Annotated in this window: 16 protein-coding genes; 3 read left to right on the top strand and 13 right to left on the bottom strand. The window is 41.9% G+C overall.

Annotated elements, in window-relative coordinates; all coding sequences use genetic code 11:
• Positions 1–81: 81 nt before the first annotated feature.
• The 13 genes from flgL to IT970_RS04460 form a co-directional block, all read right to left on the bottom strand.
• Positions 82–1,314, bottom strand: coding sequence for a flagellar hook-associated protein FlgL (gene flgL, locus IT970_RS04520; RefSeq protein ID WP_118844084.1), 1,233 nt, complete (start codon positions 1,312–1,314; stop codon positions 82–84).
• Positions 1,315–1,316: 2 nt separating this feature from the next.
• On the bottom strand, positions 1,317–3,326 hold the full coding sequence (gene flgK / locus IT970_RS04515) for a flagellar hook-associated protein FlgK (RefSeq protein WP_196857641.1): 2,010 nt from the start codon (positions 3,324–3,326) through the stop codon (positions 1,317–1,319).
• 13 nt (positions 3,327–3,339) lie between these two features.
• A complete protein-coding gene (gene flgJ, locus IT970_RS04510; RefSeq protein ID WP_118844082.1) occupies positions 3,340–4,296 on the bottom strand; it encodes a flagellar assembly peptidoglycan hydrolase FlgJ in 957 nt (318 codons plus the stop codon).
• A gap of 125 nt (positions 4,297–4,421) precedes the next feature.
• Positions 4,422–5,516 carry a flagellar basal body P-ring protein FlgI gene (locus tag IT970_RS04505; RefSeq protein ID WP_036970188.1) on the bottom strand — a complete coding sequence of 365 codons (1,095 nt, stop codon included), beginning with the start codon at positions 5,514–5,516 and terminating at the stop codon, positions 4,422–4,424.
• 12 nt (positions 5,517–5,528) lie between these two features.
• Positions 5,529–6,212 carry a flagellar basal body L-ring protein FlgH gene (flgH, locus tag IT970_RS04500; protein WP_036970191.1) on the bottom strand — a complete coding sequence of 228 codons (684 nt, stop codon included), beginning with the start codon at positions 6,210–6,212 and terminating at the stop codon, positions 5,529–5,531.
• Positions 6,213–6,227: 15 nt separating this feature from the next.
• Complete coding sequence (gene flgG / locus IT970_RS04495) at positions 6,228–7,016, bottom strand: flagellar basal-body rod protein FlgG (protein ID WP_036970195.1); 789 nt, start codon at positions 7,014–7,016, stop codon at positions 6,228–6,230.
• Positions 7,017–7,037: 21 nt separating this feature from the next.
• Positions 7,038–7,802, bottom strand: a complete 765-nt coding sequence (locus tag IT970_RS04490; protein ID WP_036970198.1) for a flagellar basal body rod protein FlgF — start codon at positions 7,800–7,802, stop codon at positions 7,038–7,040.
• Between the two features lie 149 nt (positions 7,803–7,951).
• Complete coding sequence (flgE, locus tag IT970_RS04485; RefSeq protein ID WP_074988697.1) at positions 7,952–9,295, bottom strand: flagellar hook protein FlgE; 1,344 nt, start codon at positions 9,293–9,295, stop codon at positions 7,952–7,954.
• 50 nt (positions 9,296–9,345) lie between these two features.
• The gene (locus IT970_RS04480) at positions 9,346–10,029 is read right to left on the bottom strand and encodes a flagellar hook assembly protein FlgD (RefSeq protein WP_074988698.1); all 684 of its coding nucleotides are present in this window, start codon (positions 10,027–10,029) and stop codon (positions 9,346–9,348) included.
• 13 nt (positions 10,030–10,042) lie between these two features.
• Positions 10,043–10,474: a flagellar basal body rod protein FlgC gene (gene flgC / locus IT970_RS04475; protein WP_036970207.1), complete on the bottom strand. Its 432-nt coding sequence runs from the start codon at positions 10,472–10,474 to the stop codon at positions 10,043–10,045.
• A gap of 2 nt (positions 10,475–10,476) precedes the next feature.
• Positions 10,477–10,887: a flagellar basal body rod protein FlgB gene (flgB, locus tag IT970_RS04470; RefSeq protein WP_036971676.1), complete on the bottom strand. Its 411-nt coding sequence runs from the start codon at positions 10,885–10,887 to the stop codon at positions 10,477–10,479.
• Positions 10,888–11,020: 133 nt separating this feature from the next.
• Entirely contained in the window at positions 11,021–11,851 is an 831-nt protein-coding gene (locus tag IT970_RS04465; protein WP_036970209.1) for a CheR family methyltransferase, read from the bottom strand.
• A gap of 21 nt (positions 11,852–11,872) precedes the next feature.
• Positions 11,873–12,805 carry a chemotaxis protein gene (locus IT970_RS04460; protein WP_036970211.1) on the bottom strand — a complete coding sequence of 311 codons (933 nt, stop codon included), beginning with the start codon at positions 12,803–12,805 and terminating at the stop codon, positions 11,873–11,875.
• Positions 12,806–12,947: 142 nt separating this feature from the next.
• On the opposite strand from IT970_RS04460, the gene flgA reads away from it, so the two are divergent.
• The 3 genes from flgA to flgN all read left to right on the top strand — a co-directional run bounded on the left by flgA (position 12,948) and on the right by flgN (position 14,476).
• Positions 12,948–13,652, top strand: coding sequence for a flagellar basal body P-ring formation chaperone FlgA (gene flgA / locus IT970_RS04455; RefSeq protein ID WP_036970214.1), 705 nt, complete (start codon positions 12,948–12,950; stop codon positions 13,650–13,652).
• A 79-nt stretch (positions 13,653–13,731) separates the two neighbouring features.
• Positions 13,732–14,052, top strand: coding sequence for a flagellar biosynthesis anti-sigma factor FlgM (gene flgM / locus IT970_RS04450; RefSeq protein ID WP_036970217.1), 321 nt, complete (start codon positions 13,732–13,734; stop codon positions 14,050–14,052).
• Positions 14,045–14,476: a flagellar protein FlgN gene (gene flgN, locus IT970_RS04445; RefSeq protein WP_036970220.1), complete on the top strand. Its 432-nt coding sequence runs from the start codon at positions 14,045–14,047 to the stop codon at positions 14,474–14,476. The genes flgM and flgN overlap by 8 nt, the downstream gene beginning before the upstream one ends.
• Positions 14,477–14,698: the final 222 nt, after the last annotated feature.

The following is a 14,698-nucleotide window of genomic DNA, read 5'->3' as shown; positions in this document are numbered from 1 at the left end:
TACTTAAATGACGTAGAAAGGGATATTTTAAAAGTGGTTTTTAAAAGCTAAGCTCAAAAAATGAGCTTAGCTTGGGGGAAATTATAAATAATCAAATAACGAAAGGTTTGCTAAACGACCAAAAGTCGCTTGTGATGCTTGCAGCGCCGTTTCTTGTTTAGTGAGTTCAGTGATAGCTTCTGCCATATCAAGCTCAACAAGCTCTGCTTTCGCTGCTTTATTGCTAATATCTAAATCACTATTTGATTGCTCTATTTTTTCTGCCGTATTTAACCTGCCACCCAGGCCAGCTTGAACCAACGACACCTTATTTTTAGCATTCTCTAATTGCACTATTGCATCAGCCAATACTTGGTCAAACTCATCCTGAGTTAAATCAGGATTGGTGAGCCCCGCAATTAAGCTATTTAAAGTATTGAGGGCGTTTTCTTTTTGTGGGGCTTCTAATTGAACGTCAATCTGCCCATTAGCAACTGGCTCAACAGAAATTTCCATACCTTGGTAGATTATTTTACCGTTTTCAAAACTACCACTGTCAATAGCGGTTCCGCCAAGCTCGACCACAAAAGTATTTGGGGTGCCAGTTGTGGTAATAAAGCTCAGGGTATTCGCATTGGCTGCTGCCGTCGGATCTGCGTTGTAATTGGCTTTGTGAAATTTATCAAACTCAGCTTGCTCAGTGACATATATTTTAGAACTGGTTATGCCGCCTGAAACTGTACCATCGTTCGACACCACATTTAAACGTGCATCGACTTTTTCAAAAGTATCATAGCCATTGTCACTTGATTTTATTTCAACACCTTCTGCGACCTTTATCTTATGTTGGCCTTGGTCGCCACCATATTGATAACTACCCGATGTACTATCATAAGAATAAGCAGGGGTATTATCTTGATAACCAGAAAAAATATACTTACCGTCTTCTGTTTTCGCATTCATTAAATCAAGCACGGTACTTTGCAGTGCTTTTACTTCTTCAGCAATGCCTTCGCGGTCAATATCACTATAAGCGCCATTACCTGCTTGGATTGATAAGGTATAGGCAGATTCAAGTGCACCTTTAATATTCTGCAGTACACTTTCTTCTGTGGTTAATCGACTCGTTAGCATTGTAATGTTTTTGCTGTACTGCTCGTTACCCTGAATGCGGTCACTGTAAAGCAATGCACGTGCTGTAGCAGAAGGATCATCTGCGGCTGTTAATACGCGCTTTTGCGTATTGACTTGCTCTTGTGCTTTACTGACATTTTGTTGACTGTTAAGAATAGAGTTAAGGTTATTCTTATACATCATGTTATTTGAAATACGCATAATTACCTCGCCGCACTTAATAAGGTATCAAAAATAGTACGCGCTGTTGCAAGTACTTGTGCTGATGCCGCATACGATTGTTGGAACCGCAGTAAATTGGCAGCTTCTTCATCGAGGTTTACACCTGACAGAGATTCGTACCACGCTTCAGACTGCTCTGCGAGCGCATTAAATGCTGCGCCGTTCGTTTGCGCTTGACTAGTGATAACACCAATATCGGTTACGATCCCCGAATAAGCCTGATTAAATGTTTGATGATTATCAGCCGTGCTACTCGCTTCAACGTTTTGACGCACTAACTCACCATTTTGTAGGTCGGCAAGTAATAAACCATTACGGTTATCATCGAAACCACCCTCATTGAACTCAACAGTAAACGTATCACCTATTGCAGGTGTACCTTCGATATTAAAATCAAACCCGTAAGTATCGTAAGGTGCTCCCGCTTGCGCAAGAATATTTTCTGCAGGTGGCGTAATCGTAAAAGTACTGGTGCCATTGCCGTCGGTAATTTGATATTCGTTAGCATTGGCGGTTTTTACTAGGGTAATATCACCGTTTGCTAAGCTCGGTGGTGGACCAACCGCAATTCCACTTGAATTGGCAATATCTGATACAGTTCCAGCTGAAATACTCGCGTCGCTGTTATTATTAATATCATTTGCGGTGCGAATGGGTGATGCCAGCGCTAAATCTTCTGGACGCTCTGTTGCCAATTCTAAGCTTGTTGCTGCCTGTGAATTTAATTTAATTTGAAATTGATCGCCTGCGTTTGCAGTACCAGACACATTTAGCTGTAAACCGAAGGCTTCGCCACCGGTGATCGTTGATGAATCAATCACACCGCCAACCACATTTGCTGTTGATGCGGTGCCTACCGGTTCACCTTTATTATCGATTGCCTGAATTTCAACTGTCGATGCGCTGGTGTAAGTAACTATAAAATCACTGGCAGGCAACTCACTGCCCTTACCAGGTTCAAGTGTTGCCGTCATGGTCGATGAACCAGTATTAGCTTGATAACCAAAACCATTCACCGTTGGAATGGCAAAAATATCACCACCAATTTCACCATTTGCGTCCATACCAAGACGGTTTTGCTGATTAAAGGCATCAGCAAGGGCTAAGCCCATTTGGCCTAATTGATTCTGGGCTGGCACTAAAATGTCATCACGAAATGACAGTAAGCCGCCTATTTTGCCTTTAAGTTTACTTACATCAACCTCAAGCGGCACGGCTTTGCCACCATTAACATCTAAATGTAGCTCTCTAAAGCTAGGATCGGGATCGCCAGTAAATGAAAACAGGTTAAATGTACCGCTTTCCATCACTAATGCTTGACCAGATCCCAAATAGACTTGTTTCTCACCGTTATTACCGTTGAGAGTTTCTACATCAATGAGTTCTGATAAGTCACGAATTGCTTTGTCGCGCTCGTTGTACAGTCCGCTAGACGCTGATTCACGATCAGTCCCATGCACCGCGGCAATTTTAGAGTTCAATTCGCTAATACTTTGGATCAAGTTATTTGCTTCATCCGAGAAAATTTCTAATTGCTCGTTCACAACAGTCTGCTGGTCAACCACGATGCTTGAAAGCCTGTCCATTTGATCAATCAGGTTTTGTGCATCTGTCATAACCAGCGAACGCGCCACCGTCGATGAAGGCTGATTTAAGCTTTCTTGAACATTATTAAAAAACGAGTTAATGCTGGTTGATAAGCTATTCGACTCTTCAGAAAACAAGCTATCGACTCGGCTTGCTTCTGTTACAAACTGATCAAAAAATGCTTTATTTGACGTGTCACGATTTAGCTGTTTTTGAGCAAACTCATTGAGTAAACGATACGTTTCACCCCGACCAACTTGGTTGTCGATCATGGTGCTGAACTCAGTGCGCTCACGAACATAACCCGCTGTATTTACATTGGCTATGTTTTTACTGGTCGTTTGTAAAAGCTCAGAATTCGCTCTTACACCTGAATTTGCTATGTCATATAAGCTGAATGACATGAGGACTTACTCCTTAACGTACCAATGAAGCAGCGACGCTTTGAAGCTCAACACGCTTCAATACCTGCTTAATTTTGTTGGCATAATTTGGATCAGTTGCATAACCTGCTTTTTGTAACGAATCTAAAAAGGCTGCAGGTTCTGCGGTGTTTTTTAGTGCGTCTTGATAACGTGGGTTTTCATTTAAGAAATCCACAAAATCATTCACACTGTCTTTAATTGACTGATAAGAACGGAAGCTTGCATGCTTTTTAACAGGCACACCTTGCTCAAACTCAAGCGTAACTTTACTTGCTTTGTCACCTTGCCAGCTCTTATCAGATTTAATGTTAAAAAGGTTATTACTACTGGTGCCATCCGCTTTACTAATAATATGCTTACCCCAGCCCGTCTCAAGCGCAGCTTGAGCAACCATCACAGCAGGGTTTAAACCAATTTTTTCAGCCGCATTTTTTGCGTGCTCCCAAACAGAGCTAATGAAAGACTCAGCATCTTCAAAGCGGTTTTCTGATTGCTCATCAGTGGCAACTTCAGCCATTGAGTGTGTTTCTGGCTTAGCTTCTTGATTACCGCGAACACGCTTATCGCTATCAAACTCCGCGGTTGTTCTTAACACGGAACCAGGAGTAAATTTCTTACCGTCGGGCGATAGCTGCTGCACAATAAGATCAGCCAAACCCAATGAGCCGTTAGAAGACAACTCAACTGAAAGCTGTTGATCATGCATTTCTTCAAAGAACTTTACGCCACTCGAGTTAAATGGGCTGTCTTTATCTTCAAATGCTTCATTAGCCTTACGCATGCTTTTAAGCAGCATTTGCGTAAAGATAGATTCAAATTGTGCCGCCGCTTTTTTCAGCGCCTCTTTTGACGCATCGCTAGAGGCATCACTTTTTAGAGCACTTTGACGCAATGAGTCTAAGTTGCCTAAATCAAAAAAGTTTTGCTTGTCGAGATGATTCGTATCCATCAGCTTTTTGACACAATAATTAATAATGCATAATCAAATGCAATAATTACGCCAAAAGAGGGTTTATCAGATTGAGGGAAGGTAAAAATGAAAAAACGCGCTGAGCTCAGCGCGTTTTTAATTGATTATATAATAACAAGTTGCCCGTTTATGGCTCCCGCCTCTTTCAACGCTTCAAGGATAGCCATTAAGTCACCAGGGGCGGCACCAACTTCGTTTATCGCTCTCACTAAATCATCAAGGCTAATACCTGGATTAAACACAAAAGCGCGAGAATCATCTTCATTAACATCGATAATACTTTGGTTTGTCACCACCGTCTCGCCTTCGCTCAGTGCATTCGGCTGCGATACGTTTTGCTGCTCAGCAATGGTCACGGTTAATCCACCGTGGGTAATTGCAGCTGGCTGTAATTTTACGTTTTTACCAATAACAATGGTGCCCGTACGTGAATTGACAATAATTTTTGCCGCAGTATCAGCCGGTGTGAACTCTAAGTTTTCAAGCGTTGATAAATACGATACGCGCTGCGATGCATCGCGCGGTGCAATGACACGTACAGACGCTGCATCAATTGCTTGAGCACTGTTTGGCCCAACTAAATCATTAATAGTTTGCTCTAGGCGCTTTGCCGTTGTGAAATCTGGACGATTCAAATTAAAGGTGATGTAGTCACCTTGCATAAACGGGCTTTTAACAGCGCGCTCAACCGTTGCCCCATTCGGAATTCGGCCAACGGTGGGAGTGTTTATAATCACTCGGCTGCCATCAGCACCTTCTGCGCCTAAGCCCCCCACGACCAAACTGCCCTGTGCAATGGCATACGTATTACCATCAACCCCTTTCAAAAAGGTTTGTAATAACGTACCACCGCGTAAGCTTCCTGCACTGCCAATTGAAGACACGGTAATATCAATGGTTTGACCTGGTTTTCTAAACGCGGGTAACTCGGCATGTACAGCAACGGCTGCAACATTTTTAATCTTTGGTTTTAAGTTCGCAGGAAGCGTGATACCGAAGCTATTTAACATCGCTTTAAAGCTCTGCTCTGTAAAACGACTTTGCTCGCCCGTGCCAGGTAAACCCACCACTAAACCATAACCGACTAATTGATTTGAGCGTACACCCTCAACCATAGACACATCTTTAACTCGCTCAGCCTGAACAGAAAACTGTACGCTAATTAAGCAAAGAGCAATAATGTATTTAAACCCATTCATGATTTGTATCCTCTAAAATGGGAAAATAGAACTGCTAAAGAAGCGAGTTAACCAACCCGCACTTTGCGCTTCTTGAAGTTGACCTTTACCTGAGTATTGAATGCGCGCATTCGCAACTCGGTTTGAAGTCACCGTATTATCTGCTGTCACATCTTGGGGACGCACTAAACCTTCAAGACGAATAAACTCTTCACCGGTATTTAAAGTAAGCCACTTTTCGCCACGGATCACTAAGTTACCGTTCGGCAAAACTCGCATAACATTAACTGAAATATCACCAAATAAGCTGTTCGATTGATTCGATTTAGAATCACCTTTAAATGATGAATCTGAACCAATACCAAATTGGATACTATCACCACCTATATTCACAGGATTGCCGCCTAAACCAATGACTGGGTCAAGGCTTGCGTCGGTTTCTTTATCGGTTTCGGTTTTCGCCGCTTTGGTTGCCTGAGTCGATTCTTGCAGTTTAACCGTGATGATATCGCCTGCCCGCAACGCTTTTTTATCTGAATACAGGTCATTTGATAAATAACTATCAAATAATGAACCAGTGGGTACCATTTGCTCTGCTGCAGGCTCTGGGTACATTGGCGCATAGTAAGGGTCATCCTGAACCACATGGTTATTTTGTGTTGCCATACAACCACCGAGCAATAACGCTGTTGATGTGACTAAGATAATGTTACGCATGCTGCCTCCTACCCATTATAACTGTTGGTTAATGTAACTAAGCATTTCATCAACAGCCGAAATCACTTTTGAATTCATTTCATAAATTCGCTGTGTTTCAATGAGGTTAACGAGCTCTTCTGTTACATTCACATTTGAAGTTTCAAGTGAACCTTGTACAACAGTTCCTAAACCATCAATACCGGGATTACCTTGCACAGGAGCCCCACTTACAGCCGTTTCGGTGTAAAGGTTTTGACCCATAGGCTCAAGGCCAGATGGATTGATGAAATCACTGATAGTTAGCTGACCAATAACAACATTGTCAGCTTGGCCTGAGATACGCACCGACACTTCACCATCTTGTGATACCGTAATTGATTGTGCATCGTCTGGCACATTCATCTCTGGTTGCACAGGAAAACCGGCTCCCGCGGTAACAATGCGGCCATCTTCATCGGTGGTAAATTGACCATTACGCGAATAAGCGATATTGCCATCTGGGAGTAAGACCTCAAAAAAGCCCGGTCCTGAAATCATCCAATCCAATGAATTTTCAGTGGTAAGCATGTTACCTTGTGAAAAGTTCTTTTGGTTAGCAACCACTTTCGCACCCGCGCCTAACATCAAACCTGATGGCATTTCAGTGTCTTGTGAGGAACGACCACCTGGCTGATTAATATTTTGATACAGTAAATCTTCAAATACGGCGCGGCTTTTTTTGTAACCGACCGTGCTGGCATTCGCGAGATTATTTGAGATCACCGAAATATCGGTTTGTTGGGCGTCAAGCCCGGTTTTACTGATCCACAATGCAGGATTCATAACTCTACCCTCTCAGTCATCTTAAACAATGCGTAACAGCTGATCTTGACGTTCATCAATTTCTTCCGCTGTTTTCATCAATTTAACTTGTAATTCAAATTGGCGTTGATTGCTGATCATATCGACCATTTCATGTACGGGGTTAACGTTGGACATTTCAAGGGTGCCCGAAAGCACTTTTACATTATTTGAAATGTCGCAAAACCCACATAAATCATTTACCAACATGTCTGGCTTTGGCCTAAATAAGCCATCATTGCCTTTTTCTAGTTGATTGTTATCGGCTTCGATTACCTTTAAACGATCAACCACTTCTAAAAAGTTTGCAGGTGCCCCTTGTGGACGCACCTGAATTGACCCATCAGAACTAAATTCAATCTTCTCGATTGGTAAAGGCAAAATAATGGGGCCACCTTCGCCAATAACTTGACGACCATGACTGGTCATCAATGCGCCATCGGGAGTAATATTCAGCGTGCCTGTTTTGGTATAGGCTTCATTGCCCGATGCATCTTGTACGCTTAACCAACCCCGATCACTCATGGCAATATCAAGTTCTCGGCCTGTTTCAACAAAACCACCCGACTCCATGTTAGAACCTGGGCGCTCTTGCATTGCGAATACACGCGATGGCAAGCCTTCGCCAAATGCTTGCATTGAGCGTGCTTGTGCAAAATCAGCTTTAAAGCCAGTGGTGTTTGCATTTGCTAAGTTGTTTGCCTTTAATTCAAGGCCACGCAAGCTTTGCTTTGCACCAGACATGGCAATGTAGACCATTTTGTCCATAACATTGACTCACTAAAAATACGATAACTATGAAATGCAATAAAAGTGCCAAAGTAAAATTGACGCGGAAATAAGAAAAGGAAAATAAAAAAAGGCTGCCAATAGAGGGGGCAGCCTTTCGTGTCGGATTAAGCTTAGAGCCGCTAAAATTAACGGATCTGTAAGATATTTTGTTGTAATGTTGAGTTAACTTCTAAGGCACGTGAGTTCGCCTGGAAATTACGCTGTGCGCTGATAAGGTCAACCAGCTCATTCGTTAAGTTAACGTTTGATTGCTCAAGTGCTGATGAGTTAATTGAACCCAATGTGCCTGAGTTGGGCTCACCCGCAATAGGCTCGCCCGAGGTTAGGCTTTTCTTCCAAGAAGTGTCACCTGCTTGTTGTAAGCCTTGAGAGTTTGAAAAGCGCACCATAGCCACTTGGCCTAAGAATGAAGTATCGCCATTGCTGTATGAAGCAACTACTTTTCCATCTGCACCAATATCAATGCCCGCTAAACGACCGACTGTCGCACCATCTTGCTCAAGTGCTTTTACTTCAAAGTTACTAGCGTATTGCGTAGGCACTTTATTAGCGGTGCCTGCTTCATCACGCCAATTAACCGTGATTTCATTCGGGAACTGTGCGCCATTACCAAGTAGTGTCGATAAACCTGTCGAAGCATCTGAAGGCAAAATAATGTCATCAAATGTGGTTTCTGGAGCGGTTACGTTCGGTAAACCCGCCGCCGTGAACTCAAGTGTATCAATTGGCGTGTGTGCACCTGTGCCCGTTGCAGCACCTGAAGCATCAAACGCTTGACCATCCATTGTGGCGTACACTTCCCACGTATTTGGCGTTGCTGTAGGGTCTTGCTTTACAAAAAATAACTGTACAACATGCGGCTCACCTAATGAGTCATAAACAGTTGTTGAAGTAGACGAGTTATAGCTCGTGCTATCAGTTGGATCAAAGGTTGTCGTTGTTGGCGTATCGACACGTGCGTCTAAATTCATTGAGCTGTAGATATTACTCGTATGACGAGGCGAACCTGAAGCATCAGGAATTTGAATCGGTGAAGTAGTACTTAAACTTACCGACGTCGTATTACCCGTTGATGGGTCAACAGGGAAACCTTGCAAGTAGTTACCATTGGCATCAACAACAAAGTTATCTGCATTTAATTTAAATGCACCCGCACGCGTATATGTAAAGTCTTGTGATGCGATGTCATCACTCATCGCAAAATAACCTTCCCCTGTGATTGCTAAATCAAGTGAGTTATTTGTGAATGATAACGACCCTTGGTGAAACTGTTGTGCAACCGTTGCTGTTTTAACACCGTCGCCGTTTTTTGTTTTACCAGAACTAAATACTGACGATGCGTACACATCAGCAAACTCAGCACGCGACTCTTTAAAGCCCGTTGTGTTTACGTTGGCAATATTATTTGCCGTTACGTCTAAATCTTTTTGTGCGGCTGCTAAACCTGTTAATGCAATATTGAAGCTCATAACTCACCTCTAACCTATCTCTTAGCCTAAGCTAACCCAAACCTTTTTAATTATGCGATTTCAGCTATATCAGTTAGCCTAACCGCACCCTCTTTTGTATTTACGATAATGCCGCTGCTGCCATTAATATTGACACTTTCAATGTTCTTAAAGGTTGCCAGAGGCATGCTGCTGTAGTCTCCATTTACGAAGCCTTCAGCGCTAATATTGTATTCGCCTTCAGGAAGAACATTGCCCTCACCATCTTTACCATCCCACTCGAAACGGTGAGCACCGGCAGATTTCGATCCTAAATCAATAGTGCGAACTAATTGTCCCGTCGAATCAGTGATTCTTAACGTAAGAGATTCAACAGTTGTTTCTGCCACAACGGAACCTTTAGCTAAATTTTCGCCATCAAAGTCAATAGTCTCTGACTCAAGCAATGCTTGCTTACCCACTAACGTTGACGCTTGTAATGCCGAATTTGATGTCATGGATGCAGTGAGTGACTCAAATTTTGTGTTTAAATTTGAAATACCTTCTGCCATGGTAAAGTTCGTCATTTGCGCAATCATTTGATCGTTATCAGCAGGATTGCTCGGATCTTGAAACGACAACTGCTGCGTTAACAACGAAAAGAAATCTTCTTGAGACAGTGTATTACTGTCTTCTTTTGCTGTTGGCGTGTTTGTCTCATTCCAACGCAAGCTATCCATATAGGATGATGATGCAGAGCTGATGTCGTTACTCATAACTTATCCTCGATTACCGTTGTCCTAACAACAGTGTTTTACTTAACATTTGCTTAGCTGCATCAGCAACTTGCACATTTGTTTGGTAAGAGCGAGAGGCAGAAATCATATTAGCCATTTCTTCTACAACGTTGACATTTGGTTTATAGATATACCCATTTTCATCCGCGCTGGGGTGATTCGGGTTGTATTCTATTTGTAGCGGCTTATCGCTCTCTACAATGCCTAATACTTTAACGCCAACAGAAGAGCCCTGCGGATTACTTTGCGATGCTGACGCTTTTGTAAGTTCAGCAGCAAACACAGGATGGCGCGCTCGGTATGTCTGGTCTTGGCTTGAGCTAATTGTATTTGCATTCGAAATATTACTTGCTGTGGTATTTAAGCGAACATTTTGTGCGCTCATACCCGTGCCCGAAATATCAAAAACATTATATAAACTCATGATTAAGCTCCTTGACTACCGAGGGCTTTTTTAAGGCCTTTAATTTTACTACTCATAAATTGCAGGCTTGCCTGATACTCTAATGAGTTTTGTACATACAAGTTTCGTTCCACTTGTATATCAACAGAGTTACCATCACCTGTATCTGCTTGATTTGGCGTACGAAACATTTCTGAATTACCAACAAATCGACTGCCACCGGCAAGGTGTTTCTCATCCGTTCTTACCATGCTATTGCCGCCGTGCTGGTTGCTTTTTGCCGCTTTTAATGCGGATGCAAAATCGACATCTTTCGCTTTATAGCCCGGCGTATCAGCATTAGCGATATTTGTCGCTAATAACTCAGCGCGTTGTGAACGGATCAACATGGCATGAGGATGCACACCGAATGCTTTATCAAAACTGATAGCCATAACCATCTCCAAAAATTTGACTCTCCTTAGCTAATGCAAAAGGTAAGCCAAAAATTAAGCATGATTATTTTATAATTAAGGTGTTGATATATAATGAAATTAGCAACCTAAGAACTAGGTTGCTAAGGAAAGATTACTTTTTCTGGTAGATGATACCCGGATTACATCGCACCATATCAAAACTGTCACTAAGGCCAGCCATTGACTCTGAAGCGCCTAAAAACAGGTACCCTTTTGGATTAAGTGCTTGCGCAAATTGCGCGATAATTTTTGCTTTTACTTCGGGTGCAAAGTAGATCAATACATTACGGCAAAAAATAATATCAAATTTACCCATCAAGGCATACGAATCCAATAAGTTTAAATGCCTAAAACTGACCATTTTCTTTATTGGATCAACTACTTGAGCCATACCGTTACCACTGTCTTTAAAAAACTTTTGACGTCTTTCAACAGACAGGCCACGTGCCAAAGCCAGTGAGTCATATTCTGCGTTTTTGCACATATCAAGCATAGTATTAGAAATATCTGTGCCGATAATTTGTGCGCCCATTTTTAAAACGCCAGGTTGCTTAGATTGAAACTCAGCAACCGACATGGCAATAGAATACGGTTCTTGACCTGATGAACTTGCCGCTGACCAAATTTTAATTGGACGACGCAATTCTTTGAATTCAGGGAAAAGTTTAGTTTTAAGCAATTCAAATGGGTATTGATCACGAAACCACAAAGTTTCGTTTGTTGTCATTGCATCAACCACTGCGGCACGAAGCTGCCTCTCGTGAGGACTCAAGGTTTTACTTACCAACTGTGACAATGACTCAACATTAAAACGCGCCATCAATGGCGCCAAGCGACTTTTCACTAAATAAAGTTTGTTATCGCCTAGTACAATGCCACATTGTTGCTCTAAAAAAGAGCGGAACTGATCGTATTCGCTTTGTTGTAAGTGCTTATTTTCCAAAGTAATACCACCTATAAATAATTAATCACAATGAACCCACTTTTTAACGGCAGTCGCTAATTCGTCTGGGTTAAATTTTGCAATAAAATCATCGGCACCCACTTTTTCTATCATCGCTTGATTAAAAACACCACTGAGTGATGTATGCAAGATTACATGCAAAGGTGATAATTTTGGATCGGCCTTAATTTCTGCGGTTAAGGTGTAGCCATCCATTTCTGGCATTTCAACGTCTGAAATTAACAAGCCAACTCGCTCAGTAATATTATTTACACAATCAAGTTCTGCTATTTCACGTAAGCGTATTAAAGCTTCTTTACCATTTTTAGCGAGTTCAGTTTGTACACCGAGAGGTTCTAACGCACGTTTTACCTGATTACGCGCAACGGCCGAGTCATCAGCAATAAAAACGATTCGCTCCCCTAAATCTTTTTGGATTTCTCCCTCACCAATCACATCCGCACTTACTTCAGTGTTAACAGGGCAAATTTCGTTAAGGATCTTCTCGACGTCTAAGATTTCTACCAGTTCGTTTTCTATTTCAGTGACCGCGGTTAAATAAGAGTAACGCCCTGCACCTGAAGGTGGCGGCATAATTTTTTCCCAGTTCATATTAACGATGCGCTCTACGCCACCGACTAAGAACCCTTGCACTGAACGATTGTATTCCGCAATGATAATAAAACTATCTTTGATATTTTCAATGGCAGGACCGCCAACAGCCATTGATAAATCGATAACAGAAATGGTTTGACCACGAATGTGTGCAACACCACGAATATAAGCATTCGATTTTGGCATGTTTGTAAGCGGTGGACATTGTAGAACCTCTCTTACTTTAAACACGTTAATACCAAAGCGTTGTCGCCCTCTGAGTTTGAATAATAGTAATTCAAGGCGGTTTTGCCCAACCAACTGTGTACGCTGGTTTACTGAGTCTAAAATGCCTGCCATTTCAATCTCCTAAAGATAAACAACCAGAGCCGGAACAATAATTGCTTACTTTGTGTTAAAGCTACATAAGGTTACGAAGCGTCTGTTTTTTGACGCAAAATATTTATACCTTGTTTTCAACAATAAGCATAGTCGAAACAATATGAGTTTGTTAAAAAAAAGCCGAAGATACAGTGTTTTTTATTTTCTTTCTAGCTTGTTATTTGCCACGCATCTACAAGCTGAAGTGTATAATAACGAGCAACTTCAACAAATCGCTATTGATTTTGTCAGCGAGCAGATCCCCGATCTCGATACGGCACCGCAAGTAAGTGCATTACCACTTGATAGCCGTATTCCAGAAAGATTGTGTGAATCGCCATTAAATAAAACATTACCGACAGAACCTCCTTTTAATCGGCAGGTTACCGTACAACTTAAATGCGATGACATAAATAGTTGGACTCAATATGTGCATGTTCGCATTATTGAGCTGGAACCCGTTGTTGTCGTAACAACCAATTTAGCACGCGGTGAAGTAATTAGAGCAGAGCATTTGCGCTTAGAGATGAAACCTAAGCAGTTTGTAAGAACGCAATATGTTCAAGAAAAATCAATGCTTGTCGGCAGTCGTAGCAAGCGCAATATTCGCAGTGGTGTGCCTATTGTAATGAGCCATGTTTGCATGGTGTGTAAAGGCGACAATGTGACTATTTATGCTTCACTGCGTGGCTTGAGGATCAAAACAACAGGTATTGCGCTTGAAGATGGCACATTAGACGAATTAGTACGTGTAAAAAACAAAAAATCAGGTAAAGTATTAAATGCACGTGTGGATGGTGTTGAGTCTGTGCAAGTGAATATTTAATTTTTTATATTTATGCTAAAGTATCCGCTGTGCCCGCCGATATATAGGCATATGTTGGGTAATGTATAGGTCAAAAATTATGGTAAGCAATGTCAATAATGGTCAACAACAAACTTCTGTGTTGACGAATACCAAGCAAAAAAATCTTGATTTACAAAAAGATAACGCTAACGCGGCAGCGGCAAAATCGACAGCGCCAAAAGCAAGTGCAGATTCGGTAAGCTTAACGCCTCAGGCTAAACAACTTAAATCTTTACAAGATAAAGCTGAACAGTCGTCTGGCTTTGATAGCAATAAAGTGGCTGAGTTAAAAAAAGCAATCAGCGAAGGTAAATACCAAATTGATGCTGAAAAGTTAGCTAAAAATATCGCCGCATTTGAGTTTGATGTGTATGGCTGATCATAATCATTTAATCGCCAGCAAATTAACACAACAAGTCACTTGTTTAGAGTCTATTGCTGTGCTTTTGGATGATGAATTAACAGCCATTGCTGCAAAACGTGGTGAGGGGCTAAAAAGTATTGCCCAACAAAAAGTCTCTCTACTACAGCAAATTCAGTTAATAGATAAAGAAGTGCAAACGCTGGTTAGCAAAAATGACTCGCCAGATGATGAAGTAAACGAACTCATTTCTAAAGTAAACTCTCTTCTTGCAGCCTGTAAAAAGAAAAATGATGTGAATGCACATGCAGCTCATCAAGCCCAGCTTAGTGTTAAGCAACTAAAAGATATCTTGATTGGCGCACCTTCATCGATGACCTACGATCAAGGTGGCAGTGTGATTCAAGGCGATAAAAAAATAGTGCATAACCTTAAAGCATAATGCCCGTTACTCGTTTCTAGCTACTCGTTACCCGTTTCTCGTTACCCGTTGCTCGTTACCCGTTGCTCGTTACCCGTTGCTCGTTACCCGTTGCTCGTTGCTCGTTACCCGTTGCTCGTTACCCGTTGCTCGTTACCCGTTGCTCGTTACCCGTTACCCGTTGCCCGTTACCCGTTACTCGTTTCTCGTTTCTCGTTTCTCGTTTCTCGTTTCTCGTTTCTC

This window comes from Pseudoalteromonas sp. A41-2 (genome assembly GCF_015767615.1).
Lineage (GTDB): Bacteria > Pseudomonadota > Gammaproteobacteria > Enterobacterales > Alteromonadaceae > Pseudoalteromonas > Pseudoalteromonas lipolytica.
The sequence above is the reverse complement of the archived record's forward strand: the minus strand, read 5'-3'. Positions and strand labels throughout refer to the sequence as shown.